At 64.9% G+C, this 18027-nt stretch carries 19 protein-coding genes; 9 read left to right on the top strand and 10 right to left on the bottom strand.

From position 1 onward, the window contains the following. Window positions 1-68 precede the first annotated feature (68 nt). Window positions 69-1532 (top strand): threonine/serine exporter ThrE family protein, encoded by a 1464-nt coding sequence (locus CH251_RS12170; RefSeq protein WP_094613488.1) that lies wholly within the window; start codon window positions 69-71, stop codon window positions 1530-1532. 10 nt (window positions 1533-1542) lie between these two features. Here the strand turns inward: CH251_RS12170 and CH251_RS12165 are convergent, their stop codons facing one another. Beyond that, the gene (locus tag CH251_RS12165) at window positions 1543-1803 is read right to left on the bottom strand and encodes an MbtH family protein (protein WP_008710007.1); all 261 of its coding nucleotides are present in this window, start codon (window positions 1801-1803) and stop codon (window positions 1543-1545) included. 90 nt (window positions 1804-1893) lie between these two features. Next, on the bottom strand, window positions 1894-2703 hold the full coding sequence (locus CH251_RS12160) for an alpha/beta fold hydrolase (protein ID WP_094613487.1): 810 nt from the start codon (window positions 2701-2703) through the stop codon (window positions 1894-1896). Between the two features lie 92 nt (window positions 2704-2795). Here CH251_RS12160 and CH251_RS12155 point away from each other — a divergent pair, with 92 nt between their 5' ends. Beyond that, on the top strand, window positions 2796-3323 hold the full coding sequence (locus tag CH251_RS12155) for a general stress protein CsbD (RefSeq protein ID WP_094613568.1): 528 nt from the start codon (window positions 2796-2798) through the stop codon (window positions 3321-3323). Between the two features lie 29 nt (window positions 3324-3352). Then, a complete protein-coding gene (locus CH251_RS12150; RefSeq protein WP_094613486.1) occupies window positions 3353-4006 on the top strand; it encodes a hypothetical protein in 654 nt (217 codons plus the stop codon). An 80-nt stretch (window positions 4007-4086) separates the two neighbouring features. On the opposite strand, the gene CH251_RS12145 is transcribed toward CH251_RS12150, so the two are convergent. Then, on the bottom strand, window positions 4087-5424 hold the full coding sequence (locus CH251_RS12145) for an HNH endonuclease signature motif containing protein (RefSeq protein ID WP_094613485.1): 1338 nt from the start codon (window positions 5422-5424) through the stop codon (window positions 4087-4089). A 113-nt stretch (window positions 5425-5537) separates the two neighbouring features. Beyond that, a complete protein-coding gene (locus CH251_RS12140; RefSeq protein WP_179273451.1) occupies window positions 5538-6482 on the bottom strand; it encodes a GlxA family transcriptional regulator in 945 nt (314 codons plus the stop codon). 71 nt (window positions 6483-6553) lie between these two features. Between CH251_RS12140 and CH251_RS12135 the strand changes: the two genes are divergently transcribed. Next, window positions 6554-7321 carry an NAD(P)H-dependent oxidoreductase gene (locus tag CH251_RS12135; protein ID WP_094613484.1) on the top strand — a complete coding sequence of 256 codons (768 nt, stop codon included), beginning with the start codon at window positions 6554-6556 and terminating at the stop codon, window positions 7319-7321. Here CH251_RS12135 and CH251_RS12130 read toward each other — a convergent pair whose 3' ends face one another. From CH251_RS12130 to CH251_RS12115, 4 genes are all read right to left on the bottom strand, one after another. Beyond that, complete coding sequence (locus CH251_RS12130) at window positions 7322-7810, bottom strand: FBP domain-containing protein (RefSeq protein WP_094613483.1); 489 nt, start codon at window positions 7808-7810, stop codon at window positions 7322-7324. A 1-nt stretch (window position 7811) separates the two neighbouring features. Continuing rightward, entirely contained in the window at window positions 7812-8378 is a 567-nt protein-coding gene (locus CH251_RS12125) for a TetR/AcrR family transcriptional regulator (RefSeq protein WP_094613482.1), read from the bottom strand. A gap of 69 nt (window positions 8379-8447) precedes the next feature. Beyond that, the gene (locus tag CH251_RS12120) at window positions 8448-10196 is read right to left on the bottom strand and encodes an ABC transporter ATP-binding protein (protein WP_094613481.1); all 1749 of its coding nucleotides are present in this window, start codon (window positions 10194-10196) and stop codon (window positions 8448-8450) included. Further along, the gene (locus CH251_RS12115; RefSeq protein ID WP_179273450.1) at window positions 10193-11941 is read right to left on the bottom strand and encodes an ABC transporter ATP-binding protein; all 1749 of its coding nucleotides are present in this window, start codon (window positions 11939-11941) and stop codon (window positions 10193-10195) included. The genes CH251_RS12120 and CH251_RS12115 overlap by 4 nt, the downstream gene beginning before the upstream one ends. A gap of 105 nt (window positions 11942-12046) precedes the next feature. On the opposite strand from CH251_RS12115, the gene CH251_RS27480 reads away from it, so the two are divergent. From CH251_RS27480 to rsgA, 3 genes are all read left to right on the top strand, one after another. Continuing rightward, the gene (locus CH251_RS27480) at window positions 12047-12220 is read left to right on the top strand and encodes a hypothetical protein (RefSeq protein ID WP_008710019.1); all 174 of its coding nucleotides are present in this window, start codon (window positions 12047-12049) and stop codon (window positions 12218-12220) included. 51 nt (window positions 12221-12271) lie between these two features. After that, complete coding sequence (locus tag CH251_RS12110) at window positions 12272-13720, top strand: trehalose-6-phosphate synthase (protein ID WP_094613480.1); 1449 nt, start codon at window positions 12272-12274, stop codon at window positions 13718-13720. A gap of 148 nt (window positions 13721-13868) precedes the next feature. Next, the gene (gene rsgA / locus CH251_RS12105) at window positions 13869-14885 is read left to right on the top strand and encodes a ribosome small subunit-dependent GTPase A (RefSeq protein WP_094613479.1); all 1017 of its coding nucleotides are present in this window, start codon (window positions 13869-13871) and stop codon (window positions 14883-14885) included. Window position 14886: 1 nt separating this feature from the next. On the opposite strand, the gene CH251_RS12100 is transcribed toward rsgA, so the two are convergent. Continuing rightward, complete coding sequence (locus CH251_RS12100) at window positions 14887-15117, bottom strand: hypothetical protein (RefSeq protein ID WP_094613478.1); 231 nt, start codon at window positions 15115-15117, stop codon at window positions 14887-14889. A 154-nt stretch (window positions 15118-15271) separates the two neighbouring features. On the opposite strand from CH251_RS12100, the gene CH251_RS12095 reads away from it, so the two are divergent. Together CH251_RS12095 and CH251_RS12090 are read left to right on the top strand one after the other, a co-directional pair. After that, on the top strand, window positions 15272-16687 hold the full coding sequence (locus tag CH251_RS12095; protein ID WP_094613565.1) for an MFS transporter: 1416 nt from the start codon (window positions 15272-15274) through the stop codon (window positions 16685-16687). Continuing rightward, a complete protein-coding gene (locus CH251_RS12090; protein WP_179273449.1) occupies window positions 16684-17085 on the top strand; it encodes a MarR family winged helix-turn-helix transcriptional regulator in 402 nt (133 codons plus the stop codon). Before CH251_RS12095 ends, CH251_RS12090 begins: the two co-directional genes overlap by 4 nt. Before the next feature lie 11 nt (window positions 17086-17096). On the opposite strand, the gene CH251_RS12085 is transcribed toward CH251_RS12090, so the two are convergent. Next, window positions 17097-17843: an FAD-binding oxidoreductase gene (locus tag CH251_RS12085; RefSeq protein WP_094613476.1), complete on the bottom strand. Its 747-nt coding sequence runs from the start codon at window positions 17841-17843 to the stop codon at window positions 17097-17099. Window positions 17844-18027 lie beyond the last annotated feature (184 nt).

Genomic DNA, 18027 nt, shown 5'->3' with positions numbered 1-18027 from the left:
TTCATCGGACACTCAGTGTCAACAGGTACCTTGTCCGTGGATCACCCCAGCAACGTGTAAAGACGGTCATGACTTTCCTGCAAGACCTGACGGCTTCGCTGAGCCGTCTCACCGGTGAGCGTCGGGCCACCATCGATACACCGACCGCAGCACCGTCGCCCCTTCGTCCGATCGATCTGACCGACGATGCGTCGGTTGCGGAGGTCTTGGACCTTGCGGTTCGCGTCGGCGAAGTTCTGTTGGCTTCGGGCACGGCAGCGATGGATACGGCGACTCAGGTGCAGTTCATCGCCGCGACGTACGGCCTCGCACGGTGCGATGTCGACGTCACGTACAACTCGATCACCCTCAGCGCTCACCGCGGCCCGACGCGGCCGCCTGCGTCGACGATGCGCATCGTGCATTACCGGTCGATGGACTTCACGCGGCTGGCCGAGGTCGACCGCCTCATTCGCGCCGTGCGCGTGAAGATGGTGCCGCCGAGTGCGGCGCTCGAGCGACTCGACGAGATAACCAAGGCCCCGCACCCATACAACCGCTGGATTGCGACGCTGGCGTGGTCGGGCATGGCCGCGGCCATCAGTGTGCTGCTCGGCGGTGGCGCTTTGGTGGCTGTGGTCAGCTTCCTGACGACGATGGTGATCGACCGCATCGGACGCGTACTCAACCGCGCGGGCCTGCCGTTCTTCTTCCAGCAGGTCGTCGGCGGCTTCGTTGCGGCGACACCGGCGATCACGCTCTACAACTTCCAGGACCAGCTGAACATCGATATTTCGCCGTCGCAGGTCATTGCTGCGGGTGTGATCGTGCTGCTCTCGGGGCTCTCGCTCGTCGGCTCGGTGCAGGACGCGATCACCGGTGCCCCGATCACCGCGGTGTCGAGATTCTTCGAGGTGTTGATGATGACCGGCGGCATCATCGCCGGCGTCGCGACGTCTCTGCGGTTGGCGGCACTGATCGGCAGCGATCTGCCGCAGATCAGCAACCTGGCGCCACCGGACATCCTGCAGGTCCCCACCAAGGTGATCGCCGGCGCGGCAGCGTCACTGTTCTATGCACTGGCCTGCTACGCCGAACGTCGTGCGTTGACGGCTGCATTCATGGGCGGCTTCGCGGGCTCGCTGGTGTATCTGCTCTCGCAGACACTCAATGTGGGACCGATCATCGCCTCCGCCATCGCTGCTACCGTCGTCGGCTTCGCGGGTGGTCTGTTGGCTCGTCGTGCGCTGATTCCGCCGTTGATCGTCGCCGTCGCGGGTATCACTCCGCTGCTCCCCGGCCTGGCGTTGTATCGCGGTCTGTACGCGATCCTCAACGACCAGCTACTGCTCGGCATCAGCTCGTTGTTCGCGGCGTTCGGCGTCGGCTGCGGTTTGGCCGCGGGTGTGACACTGGGCGAGTGGGGTGCCCGAACCCTGCGTCGACCGCGCATCATCGCGCGCACCGAGGAACTACTACGCCCGACGCTTCGCCGCACAGAAGAACCGCGCCGACCGACAGTTCGTCGGCGGCGCGGTACGAGTCCTTCGTAGAAGGCGGAACTCAGGCCTCTGTGCTGGGGGTTCCCTCAGCGGATGCGCGTGCAGCAGCGTCGGCCTCCATGGCCTCACGCAGGCTGCGCGGACGCATGTCGGTCCAGTTCTTCTCGACGTACTCCAAGCACGCGGCGCGGGTGTCTTCACCGAAGACGACACGCCATCCCTGAGGGACCTCGGAGAACGTCGGCCACAGCGAATGCTGGTCTTCGTCGTTGACCAGCACGAAGAAGCGTCCGTCTTCGTCATCGAACGGGTTGGTACTCATCTCGCCTCACTCGTCGCGAACGTTTGGTTGGTAAGTCTGCACCGTGAGGTGCCACACGACCCTAGCAACGCAGCTCGGGCCGTGGTGCCGTCAGGCCTTGAAGAAGCCGAGCAGTTCGGCATTGACGGCCTCGGGACGCTCGAGATATCCGTAGTGCCCGGCGTCCGCTATCTCCACGTACCGGGCGCCGGGGATGGCGTCGGCCAGCTCCTTGCCCAAGTACGGCGGGATCATGCGATCGTCGGCGAATCCGACCGACAGGCACGGCACCGCCACACCGCGATAGGCCGCCGTTCGATCGAAATCGTCCTCCATGCCCAGCTGAGCGCGCACTCCGGCGGACGGCGAGGAGGCGGAGAACTCGAACAGGTCCAGCCAGTCGCGCGCCCCGCGAGAATCACGTAACGTTGCAGGCGACAGGTTCATCACCGCTGTCACTGCTGCCGAATAGGTGCCGGGAAGCTCCACACGCTTGTCGTAGAGGGCTCGTTCACCCTGCGCAAGCGTCTTCTGGAACTCGTCCACTCGCGCGTGGCCGGCGAGGAACACGGCTTTGCGAACCAGGTCGGGCCTGCTCAGTGCAAGCTCCTGCGCGACGCGTGAGCCCATCGACGTTCCGACGACGTAGGCCTTCTCGTCGCCGTTGCGGACGAGCTCGATCAAACCGGCGGTGTCGGCCACCATGTCCTCCATGGTGATGCCGTGTGTGCTCTCCGACGACGGAGCGATGCCGCGATTGTCGAATGTGCACACGCGGTAACCCGCTGCTGTGAGAGCGGGCACCTGATGCAGCTCCCACACACGACCGGGGCTGCCGGTGCCCATGACGAGAACGACCAGGTCTCCACTGCCCTTGACCTGGTAGTTGATGTCGATGCCGTTGATCTTGGCGATTGGCATACGTCTCCTTACTGCTGATTCGTTCGTCGGCGATCGTATCGTCCGATACCGACGTGGGGTTACTCGAACAGTCAGTGGGTACCTGGTGTTACATGACTGACGAGAACGTAGCGGGCGAAGCGCGCAAGGGACTGCTCGACGGAATCAAGGGCAAGGCCAAAGAGGTCGCGGGTGCGGTGACCGGCAACGACTCGTTGACAGCCGAGGGCCAATTGCAGGCCGCACAGGCCCGCGAGCGCAAGGAGGCCAACGCCACGGAGCGGGTCGCCGAGGCGCAGGCCACCGAGGCCGCCGAGGAACTGGCCGACGTGCGTACCGCGGCGGAGAGCCGTCGGGAAGCCGCAGAAGAGAACGCCGCGGTCACCGAGGCCAACGCTGACCGTGTGCGCCAGACCCAGGTGGCCGCCGCCGAACAGGAGAAGCGAGAGGCAGTGGCGCAGGAGCGCGCTGCTGCGGAGGTCGACGCGACCGCCGAGCAGATCGAGGCCGCGGACGAGCGACGCGTCGAGCAGGCCGCAGCGGACTCCGACGAGATGGTGGCCGCACAGAAGCACCAGGAAGCACTTCGTCAGGCCGAAGCCGATCGCAAGAAGGCCGAAGAGCTCCGCAACCAGGCCTGAACCACTACCGCAAAACAGGAGTTTCGCTTATGAGTGTCCTAGCCATACCGATGACCATTCTTCGCATTCAGTACAAGATCGCTCGAATTCCGTTGCAGCTCATCGAGACCAACGTGGTCGAGAAGATGAATGCGGAGTCACCCGCGCGCCTGGTGTACGAGCACACGCTCGGATCGCTGGACCGCGCCGTCGGAAACCTGCTGGGAGACAAGGGCCTCGCCGACCGCGGCGAGACTCTCGTCGACAGCACCGAGAACCGCGCCGAGGCAGCGCGCCTAGACGCCGAGGCTCGGGCCAAGAAGGCCGCGGCCGACGACGAACTGAAGATCGCTCGCGAGACCGCCGAGAAGGATCGCCGCGCAGCAGACGCCGCAGCCCAGGAAGCTGCACGTGACGCCCGCCAGGAGGCCGAGCAGCGCAAGCGCGAGGCCGCCCAGGACGCCGAGCGCAAGGCAGCTGCGGACAAGAAGAAGGCCGACGAGCAGGCCGCTGCCACCGCGAAGGCAGCCGAGGATCGCAAGAAGGCTCAGCAGGCTCAGGTCGACAAGCAGGAGAAGCTGGCCGCAGCGCCGTCCGAGGCCGAATTGGCCGAAGCGGCTGAGCGTTCCGACGAAGCCGCCGCCAAGAAGGACGAGGCGGAGCGCATCGAGAAACTGTTCATCGCGGAGAAGAACAAGGACTGACAGCTCGAATCAGGCTCACGGCCAACCTCTTCCAGCCCCGCACCGTGTTCTCGGTGCGGGGCTGGTCTGTATGTCGATGGTTAAGCGATGTGGGGGCCAGCTCGGGCGTGGGATGGTCGGGGTTGTCGGTAGGGGTCGACGGTTGCCGGTGGGATGAACCAGGGGTGGTTGTCGACGCCGATGAACACTTCCCAGTCACTGTGGTGCATGAGTCGGTGGTGGAATCCGCACAACAGAACCAGGTTGTTCATGTCGGTGGGTCCGCCGTCGCCCCAGTGCCAGATGTGATGTCCTTCGGTCCAGGCGGCGGGTTTTCCGCAGCCGGGGAACGCGCAACCGTGATCGCGGGCGATGAGCGCTTTGCGTTGTTTGGCGGTGACGGTGCGGGCGGTGCGGGCGAGGTTGATCGGGGAGCCGTTCTCGTCCATGACGATGGCGGTGAGAATGCAATCGCACGCGAGTTGGCGGGAGGTGTTGCGCGAGAGCGGTCCCATCCAGGGCAGCCACCCGACGGTGGTGCCGTCACCGAACAGGTCCCTGTATGCGCCGCGATCCGTGGCAGGGCGGCCGTCGTCATCGGATTCGTCTGCAGCGCGGGTGTTCTCGTCGTCGGCGATGTCATCGACAGTGTCGGCACTGTCGCGGAGGTCGGTGAGATCGCGCAGGCTGATGTGCAGGTTCAGGTGCGGGCGTTCACCGCCTTCGATGGGTCGATCACTCGAGGCAAGGTAGTGGTCGAGGATGTGCCCGAAGGCGTCGGCTCGTCGCTTGGCGGGGCTGCGATCGTCTCCGGTTTTGGGTGTCTCGGTGCCGTCGGCAGCGGGGCGGGGTTCGGTCAGCGGCGAGAGTGCGGTGAGCAGCTTCTCGCCAGTGATCGCATCGAAATCTCCCTTGAGTACCAACCGCCCGTTCAAGGTCTTGGAGGCGAAGAATTCGTTGCGGTCGGTGTCCTCGGCGGGTGGGGTCTTGCCGCCGAACTCGTCCTCGAGCTTGGTGATCGCTGCCCGGATCCGGCCGGTGCGCGCTTCGGGCCCGGTCGCGGCGGCGATCATCGCTTTGCGGGCCATAACGCGCCCCTCTTCCGGGAGGTCCTTCGGTGGGGTTTCGGCGAAGGTGAGGATCAACGCGGCGTGGTCGACGGACATGACTCCGGTGTTCACGGCGTCGGCGATGTCGGGGAAGTTCTTCAGTCCGCGGGCGAGGGCGACGATCTTGGTGGCCTTGGACGGCGAGAGAAGGGTGGTGGAGGTCAGCCAGCCGGCAGGTCCAGGGAACCCGAGCTTCTCCCGTGAGACGCGGGTGTCGATCTCGGCGACAAGGGCAATCCGCCGGGCCTCCAACAACTGAATCTCATGGGAGACCGCGGCAGATTCGGCGAGTAGTTCACTCTCGCTCAGTTGCCAGATCTCCGTCGTCATGGAAGCAAGTGTATCGAACGCGCGTTCGACTGACAATCATAGTTAAACCGAAAACTACTGCTCTGCTTAGCTATTCGTGAACACTAACCTGTCGGAGGCGTGTGGTAGGCGAGTCAACTGCCCACTCTGAATGTCGCCCGATACGCGCTCGGCGAGACACCCAGCTCCGCAGCAATTTGATTTCGCAGCGACGTTGCCGTGCCGAATCCCGTGTCGTGCGCGATGCGTTCGATGGTCAGGTCCGTATTCTCGAGCAACTCTCGCGCTCGTTGCACGCGCTGCGCCACGATCCATCGAGCCGGGGAGACACCGACTTCGGCGACGAACCTGCGTGAGAACGTCCGCACACTCATCGCCTGATGCCGGGCCAGATCCTCCACGGACAGGGTCGATCTCAGATTGCGCAGAGCCCATTCCTGCGCGGCCGCCGTCGACGTACTGTGCGTCCGCGGCACCGGAGTGTCGATGTATTGCGCCTGACCACCGTTGCGGTGGGGTGGAACGACGGTCCCGCGTGCCACGCGATTCGCCACTGCCGCTCCGAAATCCTGCCGAATCATGTGCAGGCACAGGTCGATTCCCGACGCCTCCCCAGCCGCGGTCAGTACATTGCCGTCCTCGGTGTAGAGCACGTTGGGATCGAGCAACACCTGCGGATACAGCTCGGCGAATAAAGCGGCCGACTTCCAGTGGGTGGTGGCGCGTTTGCCGTCGAGCAGCCCTGCCGCAGCCAGCACGAACGACCCAGTACAGATCGACGCCAACCTCTGGGTCGACAACCCTTCGAACAAGGTGGAGACAGTGCCATCGGACGCGTAGTCGGCGTCGGACGCCGGCACGATGACGGTGTCGGCATCGGCCACGGCGTCGAGCCCCCGCTCGACGAGTATCCGAACGTCGGAGTCGGTGCGAATCGGACCGGGCACGTCGGTGCAGGTGATCACCTCGTACAGCGGATCGCCGGAATCGGACCGGGCCTGCCCGAACAGACGATGCACGATGCCCAACTCCATGGCGAGAAGGCCGTCGCGCACATAGACCGCGATGCGATGCGTCATGGCCGAATTCTTTCACATGTTGTCTTTCATGCCACTGGTTCCGGACGGCGGCGTAGCCCAGGATCGAGTGCATGAACATCCTGTGGGTATATGCCCATCCAGACGCCCGCTCCCTCAACGGTTCCCTGCGCGATGCAGCCCTCGAACAACTCCGGTCCGACGGCCATACCGTCGAACAATCGGATCTGTATGCGATGCAGTGGAATCCAGTGGTCCGGCCGGCAGACTACGACCACGATCCGGCAGAGCGATTCAAGGTGGCGACCGCGTCGAGCTCGGCACTCGCGGCCGGCACCCAGACCCCGGACATCGTGGCCGAGCAACAGAAGCTGCTACGGGCCGATGCCGTCGTACTGCAGTTTCCGCTGTGGTGGTTCTCGATGCCCGCGATCATGAAGGGCTGGGTGGATCGCGTCTTCGTCGAGGGGTTCGGCTACGGCATCAAACGTGCGGACGGCCGGTCGCGGCGCTACGGCGACGGCATGCTCGCCGGAAGGCGTGCGATGGTCGTCGTCAGCATGGGCGGCAGCGAACACACCGTCTCCCCACGCGGCATCAACGGCGATCTTGACGAGATGCTGTATCCGATCCAGCACGGCATCCTGTTCTACACCGGGATGTCCGTACTGCCGCCCGTTCTCGTGGCGAGCGCCGACCGGATGACCGAAACCGATTACGCTGCAGCAGAATCGGAGCTGCTACAGCGACTGAAGAGCCTGCCCACCGACCGGGCCATCCCCTACCGCACCCAGAACGGCGGGGACTACGACAGGCGATTCGTGCTGCGGGACGACATCGACCCCGAGGACGCCGGCATCCGAGTACACACCATCAGTTGATCAATCGAGAACCCGAGCGAGAAACGCGGCGATGTTGTCTTCGACTGCTGCGGTTCGTGTCTCGACGTCGAAGTCCTCCTTGAACTGACGGCCCAGCGCCGGGGTCTTCTTCTTGCGTGCATACAGCGAGCAGGCGAGGTCCGAGCAGATGTAGGTGCCCACCGTGTTGCCGCGTCTGCCGGATTCTCCGGCTTTCGCGGCGGCCATCAACGACACTCCACCGTTGGCGTGCGTGGTGAGGCAGATGCTGCACATCTGTGCTGTGCGTGGCCCACCGACTTTGTAGCGCAACGAGATTCCGCGCAGGCGGTCCCCCGAGGGAACGACGATGTAGCTCCTCCCGGCGAGCTTGGGATCGACCCAACCGAAGAAGTCGAGATCGTCCCACGGCACCGCGTCGAACATCTCGGGAAGGGAGAGCCGACCGGCGTCACCCTTGGACGAGTTGACGAACGACGACCTGATGTCGCGTTCGGAGATCGGTTCCATGTCACTGCCTCCAGTGCTGTAAGAGTGTGTCGATTCCGTCGAGGATGCGGACCCAGGACTGCTGCGAGTCGGGAGCACTGTGGGCGAACGAGCCGGCCGCATCGAGGCTGGCGTAGCCGTGAAAGACACTGCCGAGCAATCGAACTGCGTGTACCTGATCTTCTTCGCCGAGGTCGTACCCGCGGAGAATCGCCTTCATCATCGCCGAGTGACGCACTCCCGCACTCGCAAGAGCGGTCTCGTGATCGAGTGGAAACTGCGTCGCTGCATATCGACCTGGATGTTCGCGCGAATAGTCGAGATACGCATCGGCGACGGCTACCAACGCGTCCTTGCCCGCTCGGCCTGCCAGGGCCTCGGACACCCTGTCTGCTAGTTCCTCCAACGCCAGCAGCGCGATCCCGACGTTCAACTCGTGCGCGCTCTTCAGGTGCGAATACAGGCTCGCCACCTTGACGTCGAAGCGTCTGGCTATCTCACTGGCGGTGACGCGATCGAAACCGACCTCATCGGCCAGATCCGCTCCTGCTTCCACGATGCGCTGCGCGGTCAATCCTGCGCGTGCCATACCGGCCTCCTCATTCGTTCGAGGACACCGTAACCAAACCTAATAGCTTTAGGCAAATCCCTACATCAATCAGCGACCCTGCCACGCCTCCCACAACTGCGCGTAGCGTCCACCGGCGGCGACCAGCTCCTCGTGCGGACCCTGCTCCAGAATCCGGCCATGCTCCAACACCACCACACGATCGGCGGCAGCAGCCTGGGTCAGCCGGTGCGCGACGATCAACGTGCTGCGGCCCCTGGTCGCGGCCTCGGCCGCCGCCTCGAGGTCTCGCGCACCGGAACTGCCGGCTTCCGCGGTGGCCTCGTCCAGCACGGCGACGGCCGGATCGGCGAGAACCAGTCGCGCCAAGGCCAATTGCTGCGACTGGGCCGCGGTCAACTGATGCCCGCCCTCGCCGACCGCGGTGTCCAGGCCATCCGAGAGCGCCTCGACCCATGCCCAGGCTCCGACGGTGCGCAGTGCGGCTTCGACGTCGTCGCGACCGGCAGCCGGGGCGGCGAGCCGCACGTCGTCGATCAATCGGCCGGCGAACACGTGGACCTCCTGGCTGACGATCGCCACGTGTCGTCGTAACCCGTCGCTGCCCAGCGCATCCAGTGATGCTCCGCCGACACGAACCGTCCCCGCCGTCGACGCCATGGAACCGGCCGCGATCGCCGCGATCGTGGATTTGCCTGCACCGGTGGATCCGACGAGTGCGACGGTCTCGCCGTCACCGACCCTCAGGTTCACCCCGTGCAGCACCTCGTGCCCGGACTCGTACTCGTGCCGCAGATCGGTGACGTCCAAGGTGGCGTCGGCGGGCACGGAGCCGTCGCCCACCGGTCGCTCGTCCGGGATGTCGATGACGCCGACCAGCCGGGCCAACGACGCACCGGCGGACTGGATGTCGTCGAACGTGAACAGCAGGGTGCCGATCGGATTGAACAGGCGGTGGAACAGCAGCGCCGCGGCTGTCGTCTCGCCGACGGTGACGTAATCGCCTCGCACGAGCAGGAATCCGGCCAGCAGGATCACCGACAGTCCGACGCACTCGGCGCGGTTGCTCCGTGATCCGAATCGGGTGAACAGGCGGAACACGTCGACGCCGATGTCTCGGGCCTTCGCCGACGCTCTGTCGATCTCGCTCAGGTGCGCCGACTCGAGTCCGTATGCGCGAACGGTTTTCGCGCCCTGCATGCTGCTGACGAACGACTGCGCTCGCTCGCCCATCGCGACGCGTTCGGCTGCGTACTTCGGTGCCGAGCGCGGCAGATACCAGCGCAGCGCGAGGACGTACATCGGCAGCGCGACGAGCCCGGCCAGGCCGAGCCGCCAATCGATGCCGAGCATCGTGATCATGCTGAGGCACACGAGCAGGATCGCGCCGACGAGCTGCGGGATCACCTCACCGATGGACTTGGCCATCACCGCGACGTCGTCGCCCACCCGGGAGAGCAGGTCGCCCTTGCCCACTCGCTCCAACGTGGCAACGGGCAGGTGCAGCGCGCGGCGCACGACGGCCTCGCGCAGAGACGCGAGAATGCCCTCACCGAGAGTGCTGATGAGATATCCGCTGAAACCGGTGACGATGCCGCCGATCACCGCGGCCACCGAGATCACGACGACGACACCGATGATCGTCGACGTGTCGGCACCGTCGCGGACACGGTCGACCAGAACACCCAGCACGTAGACGGGTACCAGCGACATGGCCGCGGCAACCGCGCCGAGCAGCAGCGTCACCGCGGTGCGAACTTTCCGTAGCCGCAGCTGTTCGAGCAGCCACCGACCGGAGCGAGCACCGGTGGCGATGGGAAGAAGTTCGGGGGTGGTCATCGCAGCACCGCGTCCTTGTACTGCGCGTCCGAGGACGCGAGATGGTGGTGCGTGCCCTCGGCGACGACGCGACCGTCGTCGACGACGAGAACGCGATGGGTCACCGACAGCAACGCGGGGCTCGTGGTGATGAGGATCGTTGTCTGCGAGCCTCGTTCGGTATGTCGGAGTTCGGCGATGCCGCAGGCGATGGCGTGCTCGGTGACGGCGTCGACGGCCGTGGTGGGGTCGTGCAGCACCAGGACCGGTGCGTCGACCGATAGTGCGCGCGCCAACGCCACTCGCTGGCGTTGGCCGCCGGACAGGCTGGCTCCGCGGTCGGTGACGGCGTGGTCGAGACCGGCCTCGTGCAATTCGACGACGTCGGTGGCCGCGGAGGCGTGCAGCACGACGTCGAGTTCGGCGTCGGGCCGCTCCCGGCCTGCGGTGACGTTGCTGCGGACGGTTCCCGCGAACAGGTCGGTGATGTGGGGTTCGACGAGCACGGTCTCTCGGGCGCATCGAAGATCGATCTCTCCCGCCGTGATGCCGCCGATACGAACCGATCCGGTGTAGTCGGCGTCGGAGATCTGACCGGACAGCAGCGTAGCGAGCGCTTCCCCGTCCTGCGGCCGGTACGTGACCACGCCGAGCATCTCGCCCGGTTCGGTGCTGAACGTGAGACCGTCGAGCGATCGGAACCGAACGTCGTCGACGGCAAGATCTGTGTCTACCGGAACCGTTGACTCGGACTGCGGTAGAACGTGTTCCGCACCGAGTACGAGGGCGAGCCGATCGGCGGATCCGCGCACCATCGCCACCACGCCGGGGATCTTCGACAATCCGGTGAGAGGTTCGATGACGAACTGCGCGAGGCCGATGACGGTGATCAACTCACCGACCGAGATCCGGCCCTGCAGCGCGAACCACCCGGCGGTACCGGCGATCCCGACGGCCAGCAACGCGTTGACCGTTGCCGACAGGCCCTGATAGACGTTGTTCGCGCGAGCGAGCTTCAGAGTCGCAGCCAACGCTGTTCGACTCGATGTCACGAATCGCTGCGTCGCGGCATCCTCGGCACCGATTCCGCGAAGCGGCCGGACACCGCTGACCAGATCGGTTGCCATACCCGACACCCCGGCCACCTCGGCCTGCTGCGCGGTGGCAGCACGGGTGAGCAACGGAGCGAGTCGTTGCAGCGCGATGAGGATGACCGGTGTCCCGATGACGACGGCGAGACCGAGCGGAACGTCGATCACGATCAGCGCGACGGCGGACGCGACGACCGCCACCGCGGACGCGAAGACCCGTGCGATCAGATCGAGAATCCAGGACTCCTTCTCGGCGTCGGACGTCGAGACCGTCAGCAACTCACCCGCCGACAACTCGGTACGCACACCCCGCGGATCGAGGACGCGACCGGCGACCTCCACGCGCACCAGGTGCGCCTCCCGCTCGATGGCGACCACGATGATGCGGGCACCGATCCGCCACGCGTACGACAGGGTGACGAACAAGGCCGCCAGACCGACCAACGAGAGCACCATCGCGGTCACATCACCGGTGTCGATGGCCCGCGAGACGATCAGTCCGATCGCCACCGGGACCATCGTTTCGCACAGTTGATGCACCCCGAACAGCAGCGACGAGACGATCAGGCGGGTGCGATGCCGTCGAACGGTGCGACGCAGAATTGCGGAGCCGGTGGCCGGAGAGGGCACCTCCACCACTGTCCGAGCACGGCGGAGCGGCACAGAAACGGTCATTTGCTGCAGCCTAGGGCATCGGGAACTGGCGATGGGGTGCCACATTTACATAGAGTCGGGACCAACGAACACCATGTAAGCCCAGCAGAGAGTACGGAGAACACCATGCCTGCCAAGACCTCCACCGACAACGACATCGCCGACGAAGACATCGTCCCACTCGAATACGAGACGGCCAGCCAGGCTCAGCGCGTCGTCGCGGCCTACGCGACCGATGCCGACGAATGCCGCATGTTGCTGTCGATGTTGGGTATAGATCCCGTAGCGAAGACCGACTGACACTCTTCGCAGGACTGTTTACCCAAGGATCTACAAGCGGATTGGACAGTTGTGGCTGACGCCTCGCAGGGTTCGGATTTTGTCGTCGTAGCCAACCGGTTGCCGGTCGATCTGGAAAAGCTCCCGGACGGGAGCACACGATGGAAGCGAAGCCCTGGCGGGTTGGTCACCGCTCTCGAACCGATTCTGCGTGCCAACAAGGGCGCGTGGGTGGGGTGGGTCGGCGTCTCGGACGTCGACGTCGAACCCTTCGTCGAGGACGGCCTGCAGCTGCGTCCGGTCACGATCAGCGAGAAGGAATACACCCAGTACTACGAGGGCTTCTCCAACGCGACACTGTGGCCGCTCTACCACGACGTCATCGTCAAGCCGGAGTACGACCGCGACTGGTGGAACGCCTACGTCGAGGTCAACCGCCGCTTCGCCGAGAAGACCTCCGAGGCGGCCGCGCAGGGCGCGACGGTCTGGATCCAGGACTACCAGCTCCAGCTCGTGCCGAAAATGCTGCGGATGCTGCGCCCCGATCTGACCATCGGGTTCTTTCTGCACATCCCGTTCCCGCCGATCGAGCTGTTCATGCAGATGCCGTGGCGCACCGAGATCGTCGAAGGACTGCTCGGTGCCGACCTCATCGGCTTCCACCTGTCCGGCGGTGCCCAGAACTTCCTCTACCTCGCCCGACGCCTCGCCGGTGGAACCACGTCCCGCGGAACCGTCGGAGTGCGGTCCAAGTTGGGCGTCGTGCAGGTCGGCTTCCGGACCGTGCGAGTCGGCGCGTTCCCGATCTCCATCGATTCCGGTGACCTCGACACCAAGTCGCGCTCCAAGGCCGTCCGTGATCGCGCGAAGCAACTGCGCAAGGATCTGGGCAACCCCAAGCGCATCATGCTCGGCGTCGATCGCCTGGACTACACCAAGGGGATCGACGTCAGGCTCAACGCGTTCCGCGAACTACTCGAAGAGGGCCGCGTCGATCCGGCCGAGAACGTCATCGTGCAGTTGGCGACGCCCAGCCGTGAACGCGTCGAGAGCTACGTCGCCATGCGCGGTGAAATCGAGCAGCAGGTGGGCCGCATCAACGGCGAGTACGGCCAGGTGGGCCACCCCGTGGTGCATTACCTGCACCGACCGATCCCCCGCGACGACCTGCTGGCATACTTCGTCGCCGCCGACGTCATGCTGGTCACTCCGCTGCGCGACGGCATGAACCTCGTCGCCAAGGAGTATGTGGCCTGCCGCAGCGATCTCGGTGGCGCGCTGGTGCTCAGCGAATTCACCGGCGCCGCAGCCGAACTGCGCCAGGCATACCTGTGCAACCCACACGACCTGGACAGCGTGAAGGACGCGATCATCGGAGCCCTCGAGCAGGAGCCGGAGTCCGGTAAGCGTCAGATGCGCGCCATGCGCAGGCAGGTTCTCGCCCACGACGTCGATCGCTGGGCCCGCTCCTTCCTGACCGCGCTCGCAGCGCCGGCGGAGGGCACCAGCCTCACCCGATAAATTCGCTTTCCTTCGAACCGTCGACGGCTGTAACTTTGCCGTCGACGGTTTCTTTTTGTGTATTCCAACAGTGAGGAGGTGGGCATCGTGGCCACCTGGACGAGCGCACACCCGAGCCCACGTCACTCCTCTCCGAAGGAACCCTCGCATGTCTTCTCTACTTCACTACGGCCTCGATCAGCATTGGCTGGATGAGTTCGAAAATCTATCTCACGACGCAGTTCTCGCCCGCGTCGTTCGCGTCGACCGCGGCGGATTCGACGCGGTCACCGAGAACGGAATCGCTCGATGCACAGGTGGCGGCACCTGCACAGGGGATTGGGTGGCACTCGACGGAGAATCGTTCCGGCTGATCGCCATCCTCCCCCGCCGGACGGCCATCGAACGCGCCTCCGCCGGAACCACATCCGACACACAGGTTCTCGGAGCCAACGTCGATACCGTCGTCGTCACGGTCGCGTCGGACACCGCCCTCGACCTCGGACGCGTCGAGCGCTACATCACCCTCGCCTGGGGCAGCGGCGCTGTTCCCGTTCTCGCGATCACCAAGACCGACAGCGGAAGCGTCGCCGAAGAATTGTTGCTCGCCGCCGCGCCTGGCGTCACCGTGTGCAGCACCAGTGCAGTCTCGGACGGCGGAATCGATTCGCTGGCAGCACATCTGCACGGCACGGTCGCCCTGATCGGGCCGTCGGGATCGGGAAAGTCGACACTCGGCAACGCCCTGTTGGGTGGTTCGGTTCTCGCCACCGGGGCGACCCGCGAGGGCGACGGCAAAGGCAGGCACACGACCGTGCATCGGGAGTTGGTGCCGATTCCTTCTTCGAACCTGGTGCTGTTGGACACCCCGGGTCTGCGTTCGGTGGGCGTCCAGGGATCGGAAGACGCTGTGACGAGCGCTTTCTCCGACATCGACGAACTCGCCGCGTCGTGTCGATTCGGCGATTGCGCGCACGAACACGAACCCGGATGTGCAGTCCTTGCCGCCGTCGATGCAGGTGAGCTCACCGAGAGACGGTTGGGCAACTACCGAAAATTGTTGCGGGAGAACGCCTGGGCCACCTCCAGGCACGATGCCCGAGCACGCAGCGAGAAGCTGCGTGAGTACAAGCAGATCTCGAAGTCGCTACGCCAGAAGTACGCCGTAGACGGTAAGGGGAGGTAGGTCAGCTCTCGTCGAACAGTGAAGGGCTGTCGGTCTCCGTCTCGGCCTGCCGAGCCGAACCTTCACTGCTCGACGCCTTCCGCACCACCTCGACCGTGGTGGTGCGTACCGACAACCGATGACCGTCGTGATGCTCGAGCAATGCCAGACCCTGACGGATCTCGAGCACCTTCCACGGGCCGGCGTGCCCGGACGCCTGAACCAGGTCGCCTGGTGCGATCTCGGAAGCCACTGTTGTTCTCCATTCAGCGAGCAATCGGGTTCGAGCAAGTCTGTGACACACACCCTATCGGGCGCGCCGTGCCCGCTTCTCACTTGCTCGTCGAACAATTTAGGAGTACTCATGTAATAGTTATATATATACAAGCATTATCACGGAGGTGAACGTGGCCGAGTTGACTCGACGACACCGGTATCTCGTGCTCGGCATCTGCTGCCTGAGCCTGTTTCTCGTCAGCACCGACAACACGATCGTCAACGTCGCGCTGCCGTCGATGCGCGCAGATCTGGACGCGTCGGTCTCGGGTCTGCAGTGGATCATCGACGCATACACGCTGGTCGTGGCATCTCTGCTGATGCTCGGCGGCTCGATGGCCGACAAGTACGGCCGCAAGCGCTTCTTCCTGATCGGCACCGGAACGTTCGTCCTCGGCTCCCTGCTGTGCAGCGTCGCACCGTCGCTCGGCTGGCTCGTCGCCTTCCGCATGCTCCAGGCAATCGGTGGCTCGATGATGAATCCCGTCGCGATGTCGATCATCACCAACACCTTCACCGATCCGAAAGAACGGGCCGGAGCCATCGGCATGTGGGGTGCCGTCGTCGGAATCTCCATGTCGGCCGGCCCAGCGCTGGGCGGCATCCTCGTCACCGGTGCCGGCTGGCAGTCCATCTTCTGGATCAACGTCCCCGTCGGGATCTTCGCGTTGGCGATGACCCTGAAATTCGTCCCGGAATCCAAGGCCGAGCACTCACGCAAGTTCGATCCGGCCGGCCAGTTCCTCATCTTCGCGTTCCTCGCGTCGCTGGTGTTCACCATCATCGAAGGTCCCGCGAAGGGGTGGGGATCGCCGCTGATCGTGTTCACCGGTGCCGTCGCCGTCGGCTCTCTCGTCGGACTACTGGTGGTCGAGTCGCGCATCGAGGAACCGCTCATCCAACTGAAGTTCTTCAGGAGCGCGCCCTTCAGCGGAGCGACGGTGATCGCCGTGTGCGCGTTCGCGTCCCTCGGCGGATTCCTGTTCCTCAACACCCTCTACCTGCAGGACGTGCGCGGATACTCACCACTGCACGCCGGTCTCTACACCCTGCCGATGGCGTTGATGACACTGATCTTCGCGCCGATCTCCGGTCGCATCGTCGGCACCCTGGGAGCGCGCCTACCGCTGCTCGTTGCGGGAATCGGCTTCGTGACCTCGGCGCTGATGCTCACCCGACTGACTCCGACGACGTCGTTCGCGTGGCTGGCCGTTGCGTACGTGATCTTCGGAATATCCTTCGGCATGGTCAACGCCCCGATCACCAACACCGCGGTGTCCGGAATGCCGCGCAGTCAGGCCGGAGTGGCATCCGCCATCGCGTCGACGAGCAGGCAGGTGGGCCAGTCGCTCGGCGTCGCCGTCGTCGGATCCATCGTCACGGCGAGCATCGTCGGCGAGATCTCCGACGGTTTCACCGCCGCCGCAGTTCCTGCGTGGTTCGTCATCGCGGGCGCAGGCGTGGTCGTCACGGTGCTCGCAGTGGTCACCACCGGCCGATGGGCCCGCGCGACCGCCGATCGAATCGACCAACCGGTGCTCGTATGACCGGGGATGCAGCGCACGTCTGGCGCGAGATGCGTGCACTGATGCTCGAGAAGCACGACACCCGACGAGCCGTCGCCGACGCGACCGGGATGAGTTTCCTGCGAGCCAAGCTGCTGACCAAGTTGCTCACCGGCGATCGGACGGTCACCGAGCTGGCCGAGATCCTCGCCTCCGACGCGCCGTACGTCTCGCTCAACGTTCGGGAGTTGGAAAAACGCGGATTGGTGGTCCGCACCGAAGATCCCACCGATCGCCGACGCCGCATCATCGGACTCACCGACACCGGACGCCTCCTCGCCGAGAAGGCCCGAGCGATCGCCGACGCCCCGCCGCCGGAATTCACGACGATATCGGCCGAGGACCTGGCGCATCTGCGACGGATTCTGCAGCTGCCCTGATTTCTGGGCGTTCAGCGGCGAATGGCGTCCAGCGGGGTGCCGATCTCGACGAGCGCGCGGACGGTCGCTGCTTCCATTCCCGGCGAGCCACAGACCAGAATCTGGCGATCCGGGAACGGCCCCTGCGTGGCGACGACATCGGCCACACTGCCCTCCCAACAATGCTCCGGCTCGAAGAACGATGCGCTGGAACCGATCTCGGCATGAATGCGGTCGTTCCATCGATCCGACGCCCACGGCTCGTGCAACTGATCGACGACGGGTATTACCGTCAACCACCGGAACTCCGCCGCCATCAGCCACAGCATGTCGCCGGCATACAGGTCGCGAGGCGACTTACCTCCGACGAACAACGTCACGTTCGGCGGCTGTTCGAGACGTGTGAGGTCGAGCAGAATCGCGCGCAACGGAGCGAGGCCGGTGCCGCCCGCGATCATGACGACATCGCGCCCCGAATCGTCGACGTGCAGACCGCCCTGCGGATCGCTGATCTGCCACACATGACCGGGCCGCGTCTCGTTGACGATCGATCCGCTCACCCAACCGGCAGGAACGGCTCGAACGTGAAATTCCAACTTGCCGTCTCGCGAAGGCGGCAGCGCGGGTGAGTATCGCCGCGTCAGCGCCGCGTTCTGCGGAACTGTGACCGACACCGACTGGCCCGCGGTGAACGGCACCGCGTCGCCTTCGAGTCTGATCACCGCGAGATCGTTCCGAAGGCGATGATACTGAACGACCGTCGAACTCCACGCCTGCATGCCGACCAGAATAGGGGCCGAGACGGGGTGCCCCGCAAACCCGCGCGCGGTTCGCCCATTGCCGGTACCGCCGCCCCCGGTCGAACCCGCAAACGCGCGCGCGTTTGTCAGGTGCGCGCATTCTCGCCTGTGATTCGGTCGCTACTTTGCGCGCGTTCAGCGAATGCGCGCGCGTTTGCGGGTT

Origin of the sequence: Rhodococcus sp. 06-462-5 (assembly GCF_002258315.1) — a bacterium.
GTDB lineage: Bacteria > Actinomycetota > Actinomycetes > Mycobacteriales > Mycobacteriaceae > Rhodococcoides.
Note: the sequence above shows the minus strand (reverse complement) of the source record. Positions and strands in the feature narration are given on the sequence as shown.